This window comes from Streptomyces sp. NPDC048197 (assembly GCF_043202395.1).
GTDB classification, from domain to species: domain Bacteria; phylum Actinomycetota; class Actinomycetes; order Streptomycetales; family Streptomycetaceae; genus Streptomyces; species Streptomyces siderophoricus.
The window spans coordinates 111,356-129,789 of the sequence record NZ_JBIDAJ010000002.1 but is presented as its reverse complement, the minus strand read 5'-3'; the positions used below and the strand labels follow the sequence as shown (position 1 = coordinate 129,789).

14 protein-coding genes and 1 riboswitch are annotated in these 18,434 nt (G+C 72.0%); of the genes, 3 read left to right on the top strand and 11 right to left on the bottom strand.

Annotated features, from left to right (window positions below; all coding sequences use genetic code 11):
* Window positions 1-38: 38 nt before the first annotated feature.
* A complete protein-coding gene (locus ACGF4C_RS03740) occupies window positions 39-683 on the bottom strand; it encodes a ScbR family autoregulator-binding transcription factor (protein ID WP_393562978.1) in 645 nt (214 codons plus the stop codon).
* Between the two features lie 98 nt (window positions 684-781).
* Between ACGF4C_RS03740 and ACGF4C_RS03735 the strand changes: the two genes are divergently transcribed.
* Window positions 782-1,774, top strand: a complete 993-nt coding sequence (locus ACGF4C_RS03735) for a ScbA/BarX family gamma-butyrolactone biosynthesis protein (protein ID WP_393562976.1) — start codon at window positions 782-784, stop codon at window positions 1,772-1,774.
* A gap of 21 nt (window positions 1,775-1,795) precedes the next feature.
* On the opposite strand, the gene ACGF4C_RS03730 is transcribed toward ACGF4C_RS03735, so the two are convergent.
* The 5 genes from ACGF4C_RS03730 to ACGF4C_RS03710 all read right to left on the bottom strand — a co-directional run bounded on the left by ACGF4C_RS03730 (window position 1,796) and on the right by ACGF4C_RS03710 (window position 8,273).
* Window positions 1,796-2,575 carry a glucose 1-dehydrogenase gene (locus ACGF4C_RS03730; RefSeq protein ID WP_393562974.1) on the bottom strand — a complete coding sequence of 260 codons (780 nt, stop codon included), beginning with the start codon at window positions 2,573-2,575 and terminating at the stop codon, window positions 1,796-1,798.
* Between the two features lie 35 nt (window positions 2,576-2,610).
* Window positions 2,611-3,276, bottom strand: coding sequence for a thymidine kinase (locus ACGF4C_RS03725; protein WP_393562972.1), 666 nt, complete (start codon window positions 3,274-3,276; stop codon window positions 2,611-2,613).
* A gap of 121 nt (window positions 3,277-3,397) precedes the next feature.
* A complete protein-coding gene (locus ACGF4C_RS03720; RefSeq protein WP_393562971.1) occupies window positions 3,398-4,588 on the bottom strand; it encodes an alkaline phosphatase family protein in 1,191 nt (396 codons plus the stop codon).
* Window positions 4,588-5,181: a DUF5998 family protein gene (locus ACGF4C_RS03715; protein WP_030417303.1), complete on the bottom strand. Its 594-nt coding sequence runs from the start codon at window positions 5,179-5,181 to the stop codon at window positions 4,588-4,590. The genes ACGF4C_RS03720 and ACGF4C_RS03715 overlap by 1 nt, the downstream gene beginning before the upstream one ends.
* Window positions 5,182-5,252: 71 nt before the next feature.
* Window positions 5,253-8,273: a GNAT family N-acetyltransferase gene (locus tag ACGF4C_RS03710; RefSeq protein WP_393562969.1), complete on the bottom strand. Its 3,021-nt coding sequence runs from the start codon at window positions 8,271-8,273 to the stop codon at window positions 5,253-5,255.
* Window positions 8,274-8,402: 129 nt separating this feature from the next.
* Here ACGF4C_RS03710 and ACGF4C_RS03705 point away from each other — a divergent pair, with 129 nt between their 5' ends.
* Entirely contained in the window at window positions 8,403-8,684 is a 282-nt protein-coding gene (locus ACGF4C_RS03705; RefSeq protein ID WP_030412862.1) for an HPr family phosphocarrier protein, read from the top strand.
* Between the two features lie 358 nt (window positions 8,685-9,042).
* Here the strand turns inward: ACGF4C_RS03705 and ACGF4C_RS03700 are convergent, their stop codons facing one another.
* The 4 genes from ACGF4C_RS03700 to ACGF4C_RS03685 form a co-directional block, all read right to left on the bottom strand.
* The gene (locus tag ACGF4C_RS03700; RefSeq protein WP_362137082.1) at window positions 9,043-9,732 is read right to left on the bottom strand and encodes a GntR family transcriptional regulator; all 690 of its coding nucleotides are present in this window, start codon (window positions 9,730-9,732) and stop codon (window positions 9,043-9,045) included.
* A 182-nt stretch (window positions 9,733-9,914) separates the two neighbouring features.
* On the bottom strand, window positions 9,915-10,715 hold the full coding sequence (locus ACGF4C_RS03695) for a M23 family metallopeptidase (RefSeq protein ID WP_393562966.1): 801 nt from the start codon (window positions 10,713-10,715) through the stop codon (window positions 9,915-9,917).
* Between the two features lie 12 nt (window positions 10,716-10,727).
* A riboswitch (cyclic di-AMP (ydaO/yuaA leader) is annotated at window positions 10,728-10,881 on the bottom strand.
* A 265-nt stretch (window positions 10,882-11,146) separates the two neighbouring features.
* Complete coding sequence (locus ACGF4C_RS03690; protein WP_393563439.1) at window positions 11,147-12,529, bottom strand: M16 family metallopeptidase; 1,383 nt, start codon at window positions 12,527-12,529, stop codon at window positions 11,147-11,149.
* Between the two features lie 35 nt (window positions 12,530-12,564).
* Window positions 12,565-13,902 carry a pitrilysin family protein gene (locus ACGF4C_RS03685; RefSeq protein ID WP_362137160.1) on the bottom strand — a complete coding sequence of 446 codons (1,338 nt, stop codon included), beginning with the start codon at window positions 13,900-13,902 and terminating at the stop codon, window positions 12,565-12,567.
* A gap of 348 nt (window positions 13,903-14,250) precedes the next feature.
* Here ACGF4C_RS03685 and ACGF4C_RS03680 point away from each other — a divergent pair, with 348 nt between their 5' ends.
* Window positions 14,251-16,698, top strand: coding sequence for a DNA topoisomerase (ATP-hydrolyzing) subunit A (locus ACGF4C_RS03680; protein ID WP_393562965.1), 2,448 nt, complete (start codon window positions 14,251-14,253; stop codon window positions 16,696-16,698).
* 174 nt (window positions 16,699-16,872) lie between these two features.
* Here ACGF4C_RS03680 and ACGF4C_RS03675 read toward each other — a convergent pair whose 3' ends face one another.
* Window positions 16,873-18,093 (bottom strand): CobW family GTP-binding protein, encoded by a 1,221-nt coding sequence (locus ACGF4C_RS03675; protein ID WP_393563437.1) that lies wholly within the window; start codon window positions 18,091-18,093, stop codon window positions 16,873-16,875.
* Window positions 18,094-18,434: the final 341 nt, after the last annotated feature.

The window sequence follows — 18,434 nt, the reverse complement described above, 5'->3', positions numbered from 1 at the left end:
CGTCGCGCCACCTCGGCGCCTCCCTCCCGGCACCCGACTCAGGAGACCGCCGTCGCCTTCCCGGCCTCGAAGAGCCGCTCGGCGCGGAACGGTGAGGTGTCCAGCCTCGCCAGCACCCCGGGAACGGCGACATTGGGCAGGAAGAGCTCCAGGAGCCGGGAGATCTCGGTGGAGAGGTCGGGAGCGTGCGGCACGGCCTCCGCGACGAGCTGCACACCGGTCCAGGCACCGACGAACAGCCGGGCCGTGTCGGTCGGGTCGACGTGCGGCAGCAGTTCCCCCCTCCCCCGGGCCTCGATGAGCAGCTCCCGGCCCAGCACGATCCAGTCGGGCCAGCGGGTGCCGAACAGGCTGCGCGCCTTGGAGTCGACGGACAGCCGGATCGACGCACTCAACAGGGGCTCCCGGGGCAGGCGGTGAGCCAGCAGCAGTGAGATGTCCACCCACTCCTGGAGCTTGAGCGCCTGCGGCACCAGCCCTTCGGTGGTCACCGCTTCGTCGAGCACACCGCGGGCGAGCTCCTCCTTGGAGGTGAAGTGGAAGTACAGCGCGCCCCGGGTGAGCTTGGCCCGCTCGATGATGGCGGCGATGGTGGCGGCCTCGTAGCCGTACTCGTTGAAAATCTCCGCGGCGGCCACCAGGCAGGCCTTGCGTGTGCGGATCGCCCGTTCCTGTTTCGCCAACTCGCGTCTCCCGTGACCCAGGTGTTTGCCGCAGTCTTTACCGCAGCACAGAAAAAGACCGCGGACCCGGTATTTTATCAGCGCGCAACTTCCTTCACATGCGTCGCATACAGGGGACCCCCATGCCCGAAGCCGCCATCCGCATACACACGTTGCCCCACGACCGAGGGTCCCCGGGCCCCACCCTCCGCGTTCTCGATGCTCAGAGCGGTGCAAGCACCGCCGTGACCACCGGAGTTCCGCGGGAATATGCCCATCTCCGGGATGCAGGACGGGTATTCATCACTGGCTGGAACCGTTGCGGCCCCGGCGCATTCTCGCTCACCGGCCGGTGGCCGGCCGCCCACGACGACGGGCGGTGCGACCCGAGAGTGCTGGCGCAAACCTTCCGACAAAGCGGACTGACGATCGCTCACGCGGAATACGGCGTCCCCCTGAGCCACCACATGATTCTGCATAACCTGAGTTTCACGACGAATCCGAAATTCCGCGTTTCGGACGGCGGGCCCACGGAACTCGGTATCGAGGTCGCCGTCTCACAGGCCCGCCGCAGCGGCCGCTGCGCCAGCGCCCTGGGCATGGCGGTGCGCATCCACCAGGGCGACGTGACCGTCGCACAGGCGGAAGCGGAGTTCGCCTGGTCCTCGCCGGCGGTGTACCGGAGGCTGCGCGGCGAGCACCTCGGCGTCGGCTGGGGCTCCTGGCCGCTCCCCGCCCCGGTCACCCCCGAGCTGGTGGGCCGGTCCGGTGCGGCCGAGGTGATGCTCGCCCCCGGCGGCCGCCCGCGCCGCTGGCAACTGCGCAACGACACCGGCAACACGCTGCTGTTCGACCATCCCGTCGATCACGTCCCGGGCCTCGCCCTGCTCGAAGCCGCCTATCAGGCCACCCACGCCACCGTCGCACCGGCCCGCTTCACCCCGGAGACGGTCATCAGCACCTACGAGCGCTACGTCGAGTTCGACGAACCGTGCTGGATCGAGGCGCAGTTGCTGCCCCGCAGCCCCTCGGGCCGCCTCACCGTCCTCGTCACCGGCACCCAGAGCGGCCGGATCGCCTTCCGTGCGGGGCTGAGCGGAGCGCCCTGTTGAGGGCGCGGGTGGCTCACCGGCTCACTGGTTGACCAATCCGCCGTCCACCGGCAGCACCGTCCCGGTCAGGAACGGGCAGCGGTCGCTGAGCAGCCATGCCGCGGCCGCCGCGATCTCCTCCGGAGCCGCGGTACGTCCTTGTGGCGTCGCGGAGTTGGCCAGCTCCTCCAGGCCGGGGTTACGGGCGAACCAATCGGTGGTGATCTCGCTGCGGGTGGTGCCGGGCGCCACCGCGTTCACCCTGATGCCCTGGCGGGCGTACTCGTCCGCCGCGGCCCGGGTGAGCCCCACCACCGCGTGCTTGGAGGCGATGTAGGGGGCGGCGGCCGGGATCGCGATCAGACCGGCCACGCTGCTGTTGTTGACGATGGCGCCGGCGCCCTGCGGGAGCATCGCGGCTATCTCGTGGCGCAGGCAGTTCCACACGCCGCGCACATTGGTGTCCATGATGGCGTCGTACACGTCGTCGGACATCAGGTGGAGCGGGGTGCGGTCGCCGCCGATGCCCGCGTTGTTGAACGCCGCGTCCAGCCGCCCGTACGTCGTGACGGCGAAGTCCACCGCCCGGGCGGCGTCCTCGGCCACGGACACGTCGGCGACGACGTACGCGGCCTCGGCGCCCCCGGCCCGCAGGGCTCCGGTCAGTTCGGCGAGCCGTTCCTCGCGGCGGGCGACCAGGACGACCGTCGCCCCCTCGTCGGAGAACACCCGCGCCGCCGCGGCGCCGATGCCGCTGCTCGCCCCCGTGACCAGGACGACTTTGCCGGAGAGAAGTTTGCCCGAGAGAAGATCGCTGTTCATGGGACGAGTCTGGCAGGGGCCGCCCCGGCGAAGGATCAGCCCGTCGCGTCCCGCGGCGCCGGGGCGACCGGCAGGACGTCCGGGGAGAGCGCGCCCGCACGGGCCGTGGCGCTGGTCATCCGGCGCAGGTGGTGGCGTCGGCAGAGCACCTCGTAGCCCACTTCCGCGGTCTGCCGGACATCGCCCACCACGACCTGGGCGCCCTCGACGACCATCGCGCCGTCCACCGTGCGGGCGTTGTGCGTGGCCCGGGCGCCGCACCAGCACAGCGCCTCGACCTGCAACGCCTCGATGCGGTCGGCGAGTTCGATCAGGCGCTGGGAGCCGGGGAACAGCCGGGTACGAAAGTCGGTGGTGATACCGAACGCGAAGACGTCCAGGTCGAGGTCGTCGACGATGCGGGCCAGCTGGTCGATCTGGCCGGGGGCGAGGAACTGGGCCTCGTCCACGATCACGTAGTCCGCCCGGCCGCCGCGGGAGATGTGCGCGACGAGATAGGCGTACAGGTCCATGCCCTCCTCGACCTCGACGGCGTCGGTGACCAGCCCCAGCCGCGAGGAGAGCCGCCCCTCGCCGGCCCGGTCGTCACGGGTGAAGATGACCCCTTCCAGGCCCCGTGCGGCGCGGTTGTGCCCGATCTGCAGCGCCAGAGTCGACTTCCCGCAGTCCATCGTTCCGGAGAAAAATACCAATTCGGACATGGCTCGGGGGGGGCCTTTCTGGTCGGAGTCGTTGCCCGCCCAGGGGAGGGCACGGCCCGCGCGGGGCCAACGGGCAGAGGGCGCACGGAAGGTGAGGGGCGGGGTCTCGGGCGGGGTGCGGTCAGGTGCGGACTTCCAGGAGCGGTACCAGCTGCTCCATGGAGGTCATCGAACCGTGCATCCCGACCATCTCCGACTCGCGGGGCTCCCGTTCGGTCGCGATGATCACCATGTCGGCGTGGGCGGCCGCGACCACGTCGCCGATCCGGTCGCGCACCCGGTCGTCGACGTACGGCCCGAACCACCCGGCGGCGATGGCCTCTTCGCGGCTCGCGACCCACATCTGGTCGCCGACCACCTCGCGCCACACGGCGAGCACATCGGCGGCCGCGCCCGGATGGGCGTAGACGTGCCGGGCCCGGCCCTCGCCGCCCAACAGGCGGACACCGGCGCGGAGTTCCCAGTCCTCGTCGAAATCGATCCGGGACTCCGGGCCGAACGGGATGTCGATCATGCCGTGGTCGGCGGTGATGTAGAGCGCGCTGCGCGGCGGCAGTTGCTCGGCCAGCCGCTGGGCCAGCCGGTCGACGTACATCAACTGCCCGCGCCAGGCGTCGGAGTTGACGCCGTAGCGGTGGCCCTTGCCGTCGACCTCGGAGTAGTACGTGTAGACCAGCGAGCGGTCGGCGGCGGCCAGCTGCTCGGCGGCCAGGTCCATCCGCTCCTCGCCGGAGAGCCGGCCGTGGAAGCTGCCGCCGCTGAGCGCGATCTTGGTCAGCGGGGTGTGCTGGAAGTCCGGCGCGGAGACCTGGCAGGTGTGGATGCCCGCGGCGTCCGCGAGCTGGAAGACCGTCGGGTACGGCTGCCAGGCGTACGGGTCGGTCCACGGGTACCAGCGCAGCTGGTTCATCAGCTCACCGGTGGCCGGGTCCTGGCAGGTGTAGCCGGGCAGGCCGTGGGCGCCGGGCGGCAGGCCCGTGCCCACCGAGGCGAGCGAGGTCGCGGTGGTCGAGGGGAAGCCGGCGGTGAGCGGACGGCCGCTGCCGTTGAACGACGACCCAAGGAGGGAGGTGAGGAACGGGGCCTCCTCCGGGTGCGCGCGGAGCAGGTCCCAGCCGAGGCCGTCGATCAGGAAGACGCAGGCCCGGTCGGCGGGTGCGAGGTCCATGCCGGTGGCGAGCTCGGCCATGCCGAGGCCGGCGGCGATGGTGGGCAGCAGATCGGCGAGCGAGCCGGTGCCGTACTGCGGGACCGGCGCGGCCAGCGGGTCGAGCGGTTCGGGTTCCGGCCAGGCGGGGACGACGTCGACCATCAGCGGGGAGTGGTGGTGGCCGCGGTGGCCTCGGAGAGCGCCTGGGCGAAGGCGAGCGTCTCACGCACCGAGTCGGGGCCGTCGCCGGCCTCGCTGACCCGCAGCGAGAGGTCATCGGCGGTGGAGGAGCCGGTGTAGCCGTGGTCCGCCTCGCAGTTGGGGTCGCCGCAGGCGGCGGGCTCCAGATCCAGCCGGGCCACCGCACCCCACCCGATGGTGAGCACGACCTCACGGGGCAGCTGGCCGGGGGTGTACGACTCCGGGTTGGCGACCACGCGGCTGAGCACCACGGAGGAGATCCGGCCGAGCTTGACGGACTCGGTGGAGGTGGTGGCGTACGGCGAGGGGGAGGTGGCGTCGGCGGCCTGCTCGTCGGTGTGGCTGACGATGAAGCGGGTGCCGGTCAGGACGAGGACGGTGACGTGGCGGCGGACCTCGTTGGCGTCGAAGGTCGTCTCCTGGTGGACGAGGTACGACACCACCGGCTCACCACCGACCGCGGCCTGCACCGCCTCGGCCACGAGCGTCGGGTAATAGCCACTGCGCTCGATCGCCGCGCGCAGCCCCTGGGTCGTCGTACCGGTCTTAGCCATGGGGTCCATCCTACGGGGCTCGGCGGGCACCACGGCCCCCGTGGGGGCGGGGTCCGTGCGGTCCAGGCGGCTCAGTAGGCGGGCAGGCGGCGGGGGCCCAGGTCGGTGGTGGCCGGCGGCCGGGCCAGGCGGACGGCGGCGTCCAGGACGGACAGGCCGCGGGGGGCGACGACGACCGGTTCGAGCTCCACCCCGACCACCTCGGGGTGGTCGTCGACGAGCCGGGAGACCCGGAGCAGCAGCTCGGCGAGGGCGGCGGTGTCCACCGGCTGGGAGCCGCGCCAGCCGAAGAGCAGCGGGGCGGCGCGGATCGAGCGGATCTGCTCGGCGACCTCACGGTCGGTGGCGGGGATGAGGCGGTGGGCGACGTCGCCGAGCAGCTGGGAGGGGGCGCCGGCCAGGCCGAAGGAGAGCACGGCGCCGGCGGCCGGGTCGATGGCGGCACGGATGACCGTGTCGACACCGCGCGGCACCATGGACTGGACGACCGGCCGGAGCTCTTCGGGCGAGCCGAGGAAATCGGTCAATTCGGCGTAGACGCGGCGGAGTTCGGCCTCACCGGCGATGTCCAGCCGGACTCCGCCGAGGTCGGCGCGGTGCCGCAGGTGGGGCGCGGTGGTCTTGAGGGCCACCGGGTAGCCGAGGCGCTCGGCGGCGCGCACGGCCGCGTCGGGGTCGGGGGCGGGGAGCACGGGGCGGGTGTGGATGCCGTAGCGGGCGAGCAGGGCCGCGGCGGCGTCGTCCGGCACCCGTACCGAGCGGCCGCTGGGGACATCGGCGGCGAGCCGGTCGAGGAGCCGCTCGATGTCGGCACCGGCCGCGACCTCCTGGATGTCGTCGTACTCGGGGACCCGGCCGGGGTCGGCCGCCTCCCGGCGCCAGGCGGCGTAGCGGACCGCCTCGGCGAGCGCCCGTACGGCCCGCTCGGCGGCGGGGTAGGCGGGGATGCGCAGCGGGGCGGGACGGCGACGGGGCGGGGCGGCGGCCTCGGTGGTGGGGGCCGGGGGCGTCCGGAGTGCGGGGCGGGATCCCGGCGGCGGGCCCGGGGGGAAGGGCGGACGGGCGGGCGGGTACGGGGGCCGGGGTGGCGGGGCCGGGGCTGCCGTCGTCGGTGCGGTGGGGGCGGTCGTGGCCGGCGGGTCGGGTTCTGCGGCGCTCGTCGGGGCGGGCCGGTCCGCCGCCGGGGGCACCGGGTCCGGGAGAGGCGGTGGGGCGGCGAGGGTCTCGGCCAGGGCGTCCATGGCGAGGTGGACGACCGTGACCGGCTTCTCCGGGTGGGCCGCGGCGGCCGTGCGCAGGGCCGCGGCGAGCGCGGTGCCCTCGCTCGCGCCCGGGGAGGCGCCGGCCTCCTCCGTCACCCAGGGAATGGCCGTGACGATCACCGCGTCGCAGCCGTGGCCGGCGAGCGTCTCGTCGAGCGCGGCGCGGAAGTCGTCCGGTGTCGCGGCGGAGGGCAGCACCCGGGGGCGCAACGGCCGCAGCCGCTCGGTCAGACAGGCGTCGTAGGCGAGCAGGGCGAGGGACTCGGAGTTGCCGAGGATGGCGATGCGCGGGCCGGCCGGCAGCGGCTGGGAGGCCAGCAGCAGCCCGGCGTCGATCAGCTCGGTGACGGTGTCGACCCGGATCACCCCGGCCTGGCGCATCAGGGCGGCGACCGTGCTGTCGGGGACGCGGACGGTGGGCACGGCGTGGCCGGGCGGGGCGGTGCCGTTGTGCCGGGCGCCGCGGGCGACCACGACCGGCTTGACGGCGGCGGTGCGCCGGGCCAGCCGGGCGAACTTGCGGGGGTTGCCGATGGTCTCCAGGTAGAGGATCACGACGTCGGTGTCCGGGTCCTCGTACCAGTACTGGAGGAGGTCGTTGCCGGAGACGTCGGCGCGGTTGCCGGCCGAGACGAAGGCGGAGATGCCGGCGATCCCGCCGTCCCCGGGGCCGCGGGCGTGCAGTCCGCTGAGCAGGGCGATGCCGATAGCGCCGGACTGGGTGAACAGGCCGATGTGGCCGGCGCCGGGCATCTGCGGGGCGAGGGAGGCGTTCAGCCGGACGTCGGCGGAGGTGTTGATCAGGCCGAAGGCGTTCGGCCCGATGAGCCGCATGCCGTACGAGCGGGCCTGGTGGAGCACCGCGCGCTGCCGTTCCCTGCCCTCGGGGCCCGCCTCGGCGTAACCGGAGGAGAGGATCAGCACGCCCTGCACGCGGTGTTCGCCGCAGTCGCGGATCACTTCGGGGACGCGCTCCGCAGGGACGGCGATGACCGCGAGGTCGACCGGGTCGGGGATCTCCCGGAGCGCGCGGACCGCCGGCACGCCTTCGGGGTCGAGCCGCCGCAGGTCGTCGGGGAAGGCGTGGTTGACCGCGTGCAGCCGGCCGGTGAAGCCGGCGTCGAGGATGTGGCGCAGGGCCGTGCGGCCGATGCCGCCGGGGGCGCGGCCGGTGCCGATGACGGCGACCGAGCCGGGGGCGAGCAGCCGCTGGACCGAGCGGGCCTCGGCGCGCTGCTCGCGGCTGCGCATCACGGCCATGGACTGCTCGGTCGGTTCGAGGTCGAACTCAAGCCGCACCACGCCGTCTTCGAAGGTGCGCTTCTGGGTGTACCCGGCGTCCGTGAAGACTTTGATCATCTTGGTGTTGGCGGGCAGCACCTCCGCGGCGAACCGCCGGATGCCGCGCTCGCGGGCGACGGCCGCGACGTGCTCCAGCAGGGCGGAGGCCACTCCGCGCCCCTGATGGGCGTCCTGCACCAGGAAGGCGACCTCGGCCTGGTCGTCCTCGGGGCTCTTGGCGGGCAGCCCCTGGTCGTTGATCCGGTCGTAGCGGACGGTGGCGATGAACTCGCCGCCGACCGTGGCCGCGAGCCCGACCCGGTCGACGTAGTCGTGGTGGGTGAAGCGGTGCACATCGCGGTCGGACAGGCGCGGGTAGGGCGCGAAGAAGCGGTAGTACTTGGACTCGTCCGAGACCTGCTCGTAGAAGGAGACCAGCCGCTCGGCGTCGTCGGGGGTGATGGGGCGGATCCGCGCCGTGCCGCCGTCGCGCAGCACCACGTCGGCTTCCCAGTGGGTCGGGTATGCGTGGTCCGGCGGCTTCTGCATGCGGACAGCGTACGACCGGCCACCGACAACCGGCCCGGCGCGCGTAATCTCGGGGTCGGGGGCTGGGAGCAGTCCCGGCAGCGTGAGAGAATGGTCTAGACAACAGTCACGACTTTGAAGGGCAACACCATGGCTGAGCGCCGCGTCAATGTCGGTTGGGCCGAGGGCCTGCACGCCCGCCCCGCATCGATCTTCGTCCGGGCGGCCACTGCCGCCGGCGTCCCGATGACGATCGCCAAGGCCGATGGCAACCCGGTCAACGCGGCCTCCATGCTCGCGGTCCTGGGCCTGGGCGCCCAGGGCGGCGAGGAGATCGTGCTGGCCTCGGACGCCGAGGGCGCCGAGGTGGCGCTCGACCGCCTGGCCAAGCTGGTCGCCGAGGGTCTCGAAGAGCTCCCCGAGACGGTCTGAGTCCCCCGGGACGCCCCTTCGTACGGCGGCCCCGCCACGGTGACCTGAAAAGGTGCCGCGGCGGGGCCGTTCTGCGTGCCGGAGAAATGCCGTCCGGGGAAAGGCCGTCCGGGGAAACGTCGTTCCGGCGAAAGGCCGGTCCTGGGAAATACCGTGCCCTCGGCCACGCAAATGCCGTGCCGACCGCCACGGAATTCTCATGGATCGGGGCGGCCAGTACGCGAGGGAAAGGCATGCACCGGAAAGCCTGCGGTGTCGTATACGCGCCGGAAAGCAGGCACGTGCCGAAACCAGTAATCAAAGGCGGAAACCATCGCCGCCCCGGAAAACGCGTACCCCTTTGTATACGGCCCGCTTGTTAAGAACGGGCGCGCGCTGTGTTGACGGGCCGTTTCGTATCGCTCACGTCGGGTGCGGCGAGGCGCCGCAGCCGGTACACCGGGAGCGACCGCTCGATGTGCGCCGCCATCAGGGCGCGGGCCCGTTCCGCGTCGCCCCGGGCCACCGCGTCCAGCACCGCGCCGTGGTCGTCCCAGGCCTCACCGGCCCGCGGCGTCGGCTCCGTCGCATACATCCACTCGATCTTGCGGCGCAGCTGGGTCAGCAGCGCGGTCAGGCTGGGGCTGCCGGCCGCCTGGGCCAGCGTCTCGTGGAACCAGCCGTCGAGTTGGCGCAGGTCGGCGGGGCTGCCGTGGCGGGCCCGCTCGCGGCCCAGCCGTACCAGTCCGCGCAGCACCTTCAGATGGGCGGGGGTGCGCCGGGCGGCCGCGCGGGCCGCGCCCAGCGGCTCCAGCAGGGCGCGGATGTCGAGCAGGTCGGCGGCCTCCTGCTCGGTGGGCTCGGCGACGCAGGCGCCCGCGTGGTGGCGGGTGGTGACGAAGCCCTCCGACTGCAGGGTGCGCAGCGCTTCGCGGACCGGCACTCTGGAGACGCCGTAGCGGGCCGCCAGGATCTCCTCGATCAGCCGGCTCCCCGGCGCCAGTGCACCGGAGACGATGTCCTCGCGAATCGCCGTGCACACCGCATGCGCGGAAATATGGCCTCGCATCGATCGTGCCTCCGCCGTAATCCCCGGAAAACGCCGCCGGTCGGCGGCTTTTCCGAGACTCTATTCGACCGGCGCGGCTTTTCCGACGGACTCCGCGTATTCGGCGATATTTTTTGGCCAGCCGGCGCGGGGCATGTGGAGGCGTGCGCCGAGGGTGTGGGGCGGACCGGTCGGACGCCGGCTCAGACGTTGACGCCGTGCGACCGCAGATACGCGATCGGGTCGATGTCGGAGCCGTAGTCCGGGCCGGTGCGGGCCTCGAAGTGCAGATGCGGGCCGGTGACGTTGCCGGTGGCCCCGGAGAGGCCGATCTGCTGGCCGGGGGTGACGGTCTGGCCGACCGAGACGCCGATCGACGACAGGTGGCCGTACTGGGTGTACGTGCCGTCGTGCATCTTGATCACGATGTTGTTGCCGTACGCGCCGCCCCAGCCGGCCTCGACGACGGTGCCCGCGCCGACCGCGTGCACGGAGGTCCCGGTGGCGGCGTGGAAGTCGATGCCGGTGTGACTGCCGGACGACCACAGGCTGCTGGAGGCCTGGTAGCCGGTGGAGACGTAGGAGCCCGCGACGGGGGCGACGAAGGCGTTCAGGCGCTTGCGCTCGGCGTCCCGGGCGGCCCGCTCCTTGGCCTCGCGCTCCGCCTTTGCCTTCTTCCTGGCCGCCTCGGCGTGCCGCTCGGCCTCCGCCGCGCGCTTCTTGGCCTCGGCCTCGGCCTTCGCCTTCACGGCGGCGACCTCGGCGGCGGCCTGCTGGGCGTCGGCCTGGACCTCCAGGCGGTGGGCGAGTTCGTCACCGAGCACGACGGCCTGGGTGAGACCGGTGTCCTGGGTGCGGGCCGCGTCGGTGGCGGCCAGCGCCGGCGAAGCCAGGGTTCCGACGACGCCGGAGGTGGCGAGGGTGGCTATGCCGGCGAGGTTGCGGGTCGTCCGGGCGCTGCGGCTGGCCCTGCGGTGCTTCCCGGTGGCACGGGTGAACGCCATGTGCTGGCTTGTCCTTTCCTTCCCTCTCGCCTACCGGGTTAGCTGACGGGTTCGGAGCAGGAAGGTCTCCTACGGGCTCCTCCGGAGAGGGGCCCGATTCACCCCAGGGACGTGGGTCCCCGGCTCCCCTGGCTCGCGCCGTAGGGGGACTCGGCGATGACTGTCCGGTGCCACTGTTGTGGCGGAGTTGTGACGAACAGCCGGACCGACGCTAATCGGGGCCACTTTGCGGAGCCAAACGGAACCGCGATTTTGTGCGGGATGCCACAAGTTCCGGCTCAACGAGCCCTCACAAACCGGACATACGGCGGACACCGACGGGCTCCGGCCGGACTCCGGCCGACTCGCACGGACATGCAACGGCTCCCGTGGTGAGCGAACACCACGGGAGCCGGTGAAGACATGACGCATCGTCATGCGCCAAGAGACGGCTAGCCGCTGACGACCGTCACCTCTCCGATGCCCAGCGCCTTGACGGGCTCGGTGATCTGCGCGGCGTCGCCCACCAGGACGGTCACCAGGCGGTCCACCGGGAAGGCATTGACGGCGGCGGCGGTCGCCTCGACCGTGCCGGTCTCCGCGAGCCGGAGGTACAACTGCGCCTGATAGTCGTCCGGGAGCTGCTGCTCCACCTGGTCGGCGAGGGTGCCCGCAACGGCCGCCGCGGTCTCGTACTTGAGCGGCGCCACCCCGACGAGGTTCTGCACCGCGACGTCCCGCTCCTCGTCCGTCAGCCCCTCTGCCGCGAGGGTCCGCAGCACCTTCCAGAGGTCCTCCAGCGCGGGCCCGGTGGAGGCGGTGTCCACCGAGCCGCTGATGGCGAGCAACGCCGCGCCGGTGGCGCCCTCGGGGGACGTGGGAGCCGTGGAGCGCAATACCTGGCCGAAGGCACGCACCCCGTAGGTGTAGCCCTTCTCCTCGCGCAGCACGCGGTCCAGCCGGGAGGTGAGGGTGCCGCCCAGGCAGTACGTGCCGAGCACCTGGGCCGGCCACACGCGGTCGTGCCGGTCGGCGCCGATCCGGCCGAGGAGCAGCTGCGTCTGGACCGCGCCGGGGCGGTCCACGATCACCACGCGGCCGGTGTCGTCCGCGGCGATCGGGGTGGCCCTGACCGGCTCGGCGGTCGAACCGGTCCAGGCGCCGAGGGTGTCGGCGAGCGCCGCGGCCAGGTCGATGTCGGTGAAGTCACCGACGATCACGGCGGTGGCCGTGGCGGGCCGGACGTGCGCGTCGTAGAAGGCGCGCACGGCCGCGGCGTCGACCCGCGCGACGGTCTCCTCGGTGCCCTGGCGGGGGCGGGAGATCCGCGCGGTGGCCGGGAACAGCTCCTTGGAGAGCGCCATCGCCGCGCGCCGGGCCGGGTTGGCGAGCTCGTGCGGGATCTCGTCGAGGCGGTTGCGGACCAGCCGCTCGATCTCGCTCTCGGGGAAGGCGGGGGCGCGCAGCGCGTCGGCGAGCAGGCCGAGCGCGCGGGTCAGCCGGGACGCCGGGACCTCCAGGGAGACGCGTACGCCGGGGTGGTCGGCGTGCGCGTCCAGCGTGGCGCCGCAGCGCTCCAGCTCGGCGGCGAAGCCCTCCGCGTCGTATTTGTCGGTGCCCTCGGACAGGGCGCGCGCCATGATCGTGGCGACACCGTCCAGGCCCTCGGGCTCGGCGTCCAGCGGCGCGACGAGGTTGATCTCGACCGCGACGACCTGCTGGCCGGGGCGGTGGCTGGTCAGGAGGGTGAGGCCGTTGGGCAGTTGGCTGCGCTCGGGGGCCGGGAAGGCCCACGGCTTGGGCGCGCCGCTCTGGGGCTGCGGGTGGAACTGCATGGTGCTCCCTGCGGAATCCTGGCGGGTGGCGTCGCTCACTGCTCCGTCTCCCCTTCCTCGGTGCCGTTGCCGGCCGGCTCGGTGGGCTCGTAGACGAGCACCGCGCGGTTGTCGGGGCGCAGCCGGGCCTTGGCGACCGCCTGCACCTCCTCGGGGGTGATGTCCAGGACCCGCTGTACGGCGGTGAGCGCGAGCTGCGGGTCGCCGAACAGGACGGCGAAGCGGCACAGTTCGTCGGCGCGGCCGCTGACCGTCGCCAGGCGGTCCAGCCACTCGCGCTCCAGCTGGGCCTGCGCCCGTTCCATCTCCTCCGGGGTGGGCCCCTCGGCGGCGAACCGCGCCAGCTCCTCGTCGACCGCCCGCTCGATGGCGGGCACCTCCACCCCGGCGGACGTCTTCACGTCCAGCCAGCCCAGGGAGGGCGCACCGGCCAGCCGCAGCAGACCGAAGCCGGCGGCGACGGCGCTGCGGTCGCGGCGCACCAGCCGGTTGTACAGGCGGGAGGACTCGCCGCCGCCCAGGACGGTCAGCGCGAGGTCGGCGGCGTCCGCCTCACGGGTGCCGTCGTGCGGCAGGCGGTAGGCCGCCATCAGGGCACGGGAGGGCACCTCCTCCTCGACGACCTCGCGCAGCTCGCTGCCGACCACGTCGGGCAGGGTGCCGTCCCGGGGCGGCTGCTTGCCGTCGTGGGAGGGGATCGAGCCGAAGTACTTCTCGATCCAGGCCAGCGTCCGGGCCGGGTCGATGTCGCCGACGACCGACAGGACGGCGTTGTTGGGCGCGTAGTACGTACGGAAGAACGCCCGGGCGTCCTCCAGGGAGGCGGCGTCCAGATCGGCCATCGACCCGATGGGGGTGTGGTGGTACGGGTGGCCCTCGGGGTACGCCATGGCCGTCAGCTTCTCGAAGGCCGTGCCGTAGGGGACGTTGTCGTAGCGCTGGCGGCGTTCGTTCTTGACGACGTCGCGCTGGTTCTCCAGGGACTCCTCGTCGAGCGCGGTCAGCAGCGAACCCATGCGGTCCGCCTCCAGCCAGAGCGCCAGCTCCAGCTCGTGGGCGGGCATGGTCTCGAAGTAGTTGGTGCGCTCGAAGCTCGTGGTGCCGTTGAGCGAACCGCCTGCGCCCTGCACCAGCTCGAAGTGGCCGTTCCCCTTCACCTGCGCGGAACCCTGGAACATCAGGTGCTCGAAGAGGTGAGCCAGGCCCGTACGGCCCTTGACCTCGTGGCGGGAGCCGACGTCGTACCAGAGGCAGACCGCTGCGACCGGGGTCAGGTGGTCTTCGGAGAGCACCACGCGCAGGCCGTTGGCCAGCCGGTGCTCGGTCGCTGTCAGGCCGCCGGAGCCGGCTTGTTCTGTGGCCGTGTGACCCATGGGCATGTACGTCCCTTCGATCGCTTGCGAGGAAGTTCTGTCACTGTATGCAACCGCGTCGGCATCTGGCGAAGTTCCCGCAGGACCGCCCCCGAACGAGGACCCGCGCAGAAGCCCGTCACCGGGCGGCCGCCGGGCCGTCGTGGGGGCCGCCACCAGGCCGTCGCAGGGGCGGAAGGGGGAGTCGCGGTCGGCGTTGTCAGTGGGGCGGTCCACAATGGTCCGCGTCAGACTCAGAGATACTCGCCGGTTGATCCCCCAGCTGATCGACCCGGCTGATTGACCGACGACGCCCCGGCGCCGTCCCCGACCTCGGCAGTAGACGCAGCAGAAGGAGCCGCAGCCGCGATGGCCCGCCGCAGCACGAAGACCCCGCCGCCGGACGACTTCGAGGAGAGGATCCTCGACATCGACGTCGTCGACGAGATGCAGGGTTCCTTCCTCGAGTACGCGTATTCGGTCATCTACTCGCGCGCCCTGCCGGACGCCCGCGACGGCCTCAAGCCCGTGCACCGCCGCATCCTCTACCAGATGAACGAGATGGGCCTGCGCCCCGACCGCGGCTATGTGAAGTGCGCCCGGGTCGTCGGCGAGGTGATGGGTAAGCTCCACCCGCACGGCGACGCGTCCATCTACGACGCGCTGGTCCGCATGGCGCAGCCGTTCTCGATGCGGCTGCCGCTGGTCGACGGCCACGGCAACTTCGGCTCGCTGGGCAACGACGACCCGCCGGCAGCGATGCGGTACACGGAATGCCGGATGGCGTCCGCGACGTCCCTGATGACCGAGTCGATCGACGAGGACACCGTCGACTTCTCGCCCAACTACGACGGCCAGGAGCAGGAGCCGGTCGCCCTCCCCGCCGCGTATCCGAACCTCCTCGTCAACGGCACCTCCGGCATCGCCGTCGGTATGGCGACGAACATGCCGCCGCACAACCTCGGCGAGGTCATCGCCGCGGCCCGCCATCTGATCAAGCACCCGAACGCCGACCTCGACACCCTGATGCGCTTCGTGCCGGGCCCGGACCTGCCGACCGGCGGCCGGATCGTGGGTCTGAGCGGCGTCCGGGACGCCTACGAGAAGGGCCGCGGCACGTTCAAGATCCGTGCCACGGTCACGGTGGAGAACGTCACCGCGCGCCGCAAGGGCCTGGTCGTCACCGAACTCCCCTTCACCGTCGGCCCGGAAAAGGTCATCTCCAAGATCAAGGACCTGGTCGGCTCGAAGAAGCTCCAGGGCATCGCGGACGTCAAGGACCTCACCGACCGTGAGCACGGCCTCCGTCTGGTGATCGAGGTCAAGAACGGCTTCAACCCCGAAGCCGTCCTGGAGCAGCTCTACAAGCTGACGCCGATGGAGGAGTCCTTCGGCATCAACAACGTCGCGCTGGTGGACGGCCAGCCGCTGACGCTGGGCCTGAAGGAACTGCTGGAGGTCTACGTCGACCACCGCTTCGAGGTCGTGCGCCGCCGCAGCGAGTTCCGCCGCAGCAAGCGCCGCGACCGGCTGCACCTGGTCGAGGGCCTGCTGACGGCCCTGGTGGACATCGACGAGGTGATCCGCCTGATCCGCTCCAGCGAGAACAGCGCGCAGGCCAAGGAGCGGCTGATCGAGCGCTTCTCGCTGAGCGACGTCCAGACCCAGTACATCCTCGACACCCCGCTGCGCCGGCTGACCAAGTTCGACCGGATCGAGCTGGAGTCGGAGCGGGACCGGCTGCAGGAGGAGATCGAGAAGCTGACCCGGATCCTGGAGTCGGACGCCGAGCTGCGCAAGCTGGTCTCCGGCGAGCTGGCCGCGGTCGCCAAGAAGTACGGCACGGACCGGCGCACGGTCCTGCTGGAGTCGGCGGGCACCACGGTCGGCGCGGTGCCGCTGGAGGTCGCCGACGACCCGTGCCGGGTGCTGCTGTCCTCGACGGGCCTGCTGGCGCGTACGGTCACCGGCGAGGTGCCGTTCGACGTGGACGCCAAGCGGGTCAAGCACGACGTGATCGTCTCGGCGGTGCCGGCGACGACCCGCGGCGAGGTGGGCGTGGTGACGTCCCTGGGCCGGCTGCTGCGGCTCTCGGTGATCGATCTGCCGCAGCTCCCGGAGACCGCGGCGGCGCCGAGCCTCGCAGGCGGTGCACCGCTCTCGGAGTTCCTGACCCTCCAGGACGGCGAGGACCTGGTCTGCCTCACCACCCTGGACGAGTCCTCGCCGGGCCTGGCTCTCGGTACGGAACAGGGCGTGGTCAAGCGGGTGGTGCCCGACTACCCGGCCCACAAGGAGGAGTTGGAGGTCATCACCCTCAAGGAGGGCGACCGCATCGTGGGCGCGGCCGAGCTGCGCACCGGTGAGGAGGACCTGGTCTTCATCACCACCGAGGCGCAGTTGCTGCGCTACCCGGCGTCGCAGGTACGGCCGCAGGGCCGGCCCGCGGGCGGTATGGCCGGGGTCAAGCTGGGCGAGGGCGCGAAGGTGCTCTCGTTCTCGGCGGTCGACCCGGCGGCCGACGCCATGGTCTTCACCGTCGCCGGCTCGCACGGCACCCTGGACGACTCGGTCGCCACGGCCAAGATCACACCGTTCGACCAGTACCCGCGCAAGGGCCGGGCGACCGGTGGGGTGCGCTGCCAGCGGTTCCTGAAGGGCGAGGACTGCCTGATCCAGGCATGGGCCGGACCGGCGCCGGTGCGAGCCGCGGACGCCAAGGGCGCGCCGGTGCCCCTGCCGGAACCGGACCCGCGCCGCGACGGCTCGGGAGTGGGCCTGACGAAGCCGGTGGCGGCACTGGCGGGACCGGTGTAGGCGCCGTTGGCCGAGAGGAAGTGGACGCCGTCGGGCCGGTGCGTAGCCGGCCCGACGGCGTTACGTATTTCCCCTGTTTCCCCTGTTTCCCCTGTTTCCCCTGTTTCCCCTGCTCGTCCATTCGTCCCCTGACGTGTCGGGGAACGCGACTTCTGACGTGTCGGGGAACGCGACTTACGACTCATCTCCCTCGCGGGAGGCCACGTACCGCAGCACGCCCCACATGCTGTTCACATCGGCCTCTGACGGCCCGGTCTCCCGGCAGTTTTCCAGCTCCTTGCGGAGCGCCGGGGCGTCGACGCCACTGCCGATCAGGACCAGCTGAGTGCTCCGCTCCTCACCCCTCGGCCAGGGCTCCGGATAGAAGCGCAGGAAGTCACCAACGGCATGCACGGTGAACTTCTGCCGGTTCTCGGGAACGTCGAAGTGGACGAAGCCCTTGATGCGGTAGAGCCCGGCCGGCCGGCTGTCGAGGAAGTCCATGAGCCGACGCGGGTGCATCGGCTCCGCCGAGCTGAACTCCACGCTCTGGTAGGCGGCATGGAGGTGGCCGGAGTGGTCGTGGGCACTGTGCGCTCCACAGCCGTCGTGGCCGCAGAGGCTGTCGGGGTCGTGGTGGCCGTCGTCGTGGTCGCGGTCGTCTTGGTCGTCGTGATCGCAACGGCCGTTCTCCGAGCGGACGTTGGGGCCGTGGTGGCCGGGCTCACGGAGGTTCTGAGGGCGGGCGTCGTTGGCCGCGGCCTCGCGCAGCAGGTCCTCGAAGGACAACTGGCGCACGGCCGCGTCGTGGTCCTCGCCCACCCCGCGGTCGAAGAACAGCTCGGGGTCGACCCGTCCGTACGCCGTACAGATCACCGGCCGCCCGGGCGCCAGGTCCGCGAGGGTGTCCCGGAGCTCCCGGCGCGCCGCATCGTCGATCCGGTCGGCCTTGTTGAGCACCACGATGTCGGCGATGCCGACGTGCCGGTCCAGCTCGGGATGGCGGGCCCGCGTGGACTCGAACTCAGCGGCGTCCACGACCTCGATCAGTCCCCCGTAGACGATCCGGTCGTTGTCGCTGGCGAGGATCATCCGGATGAGTTCCTGCGGCTCGGCCAGCCCGCTCGCCTCGATGACGATCACGTCGATACGGGCGGAGGGACGGGCCAGCCGCTCCAGATACGTGTCCAGTTCGCTGGTGTCGACCGCACAGCACAGACAGCCGTTGCCGAGCGAGACCATCGAGTCCACCTGCCCGGCGACGGTCATGGCGTCGATCTCGATGCTGCCGAAGTCATTGACGATCGCTCCGATACGGGTCCCGTCGCCGGCCCGGAGCAGATGATTGAGCAGTGTCGTCTTGCCCGAACCGAGGAACCCCGCGAGCACGACGACCGGGATCTGTTGCGTGGCCAGAAGGCGCCTCCATGGTGCGGGTGGCGGGCGGCACGGCCCGGCGGCGGACGAGCCGTCGATCCTAACGGAACTGCCATACGCCGCTCGGCCCGAGCGCCTCGTCCGGTGCAGGGGGCAGGGGGCAGGGCGGGGCCAACCGGCCGACGCCCGGCCGGGACCTGGTCAGGCGCATCGGCTTGAACAAGGTCATGGGCCCGCTCAGGCTCATCGCTTGGTCAAGGTCATTGGCCCGGTCAGGCTCGTTGTCTCGGTCAAGCTCGCTGGCCTGGTCAGGCTCGTTGGCCTGGTTGGGCGCTACGGTCCGGCACCAGGCTGGCGCCCTGTTCCGGCGCCGGGTCGCG

What these genes read in the sequence shown, in the direction of transcription:
- ACGF4C_RS03735 (WP_393562976.1), top strand. Translation starts at nt 782, where the DNA reads ATGCGTCGCATACAGGGGACCCCCATGCCCGAAGCCGCCATCCGCATA.
- ACGF4C_RS03730 (WP_393562974.1), bottom strand. Translation starts at nt 2,575, where the DNA reads ATGAACAGCGATCTTCTCTCGGGCAAACTTCTCTCCGGCAAAGTCGTC.
- ACGF4C_RS03725 (WP_393562972.1), bottom strand. Translation starts at nt 3,276, where the DNA reads ATGTCCGAATTGGTATTTTTCTCCGGAACGATGGACTGCGGGAAGTCG.
- ACGF4C_RS03720 (WP_393562971.1), bottom strand. Translation starts at nt 4,588, where the DNA reads ATGGTCGACGTCGTCCCCGCCTGGCCGGAACCCGAACCGCTCGACCCG.
- ACGF4C_RS03715 (WP_030417303.1), bottom strand. Translation starts at nt 5,181, where the DNA reads ATGGCTAAGACCGGTACGACGACCCAGGGGCTGCGCGCGGCGATCGAG.
- ACGF4C_RS03710 (WP_393562969.1), bottom strand. Translation starts at nt 8,273, where the DNA reads ATGCAGAAGCCGCCGGACCACGCATACCCGACCCACTGGGAAGCCGAC.
- ACGF4C_RS03705 (WP_030412862.1), top strand. Translation starts at nt 8,403, where the DNA reads ATGGCTGAGCGCCGCGTCAATGTCGGTTGGGCCGAGGGCCTGCACGCC.
- ACGF4C_RS03700 (WP_362137082.1), bottom strand. Translation starts at nt 9,732, where the DNA reads ATGCGAGGCCATATTTCCGCGCATGCGGTGTGCACGGCGATTCGCGAG.
- ACGF4C_RS03695 (WP_393562966.1), bottom strand. Translation starts at nt 10,715, where the DNA reads ATGGCGTTCACCCGTGCCACCGGGAAGCACCGCAGGGCCAGCCGCAGC.
- ACGF4C_RS03690 (WP_393563439.1), bottom strand. Translation starts at nt 12,529, where the DNA reads ATGCAGTTCCACCCGCAGCCCCAGAGCGGCGCGCCCAAGCCGTGGGCC.
- ACGF4C_RS03685 (WP_362137160.1), bottom strand. Translation starts at nt 13,902, where the DNA reads ATGGGTCACACGGCCACAGAACAAGCCGGCTCCGGCGGCCTGACAGCG.
- ACGF4C_RS03680 (WP_393562965.1), top strand. Translation starts at nt 14,251, where the DNA reads ATGGCCCGCCGCAGCACGAAGACCCCGCCGCCGGACGACTTCGAGGAG.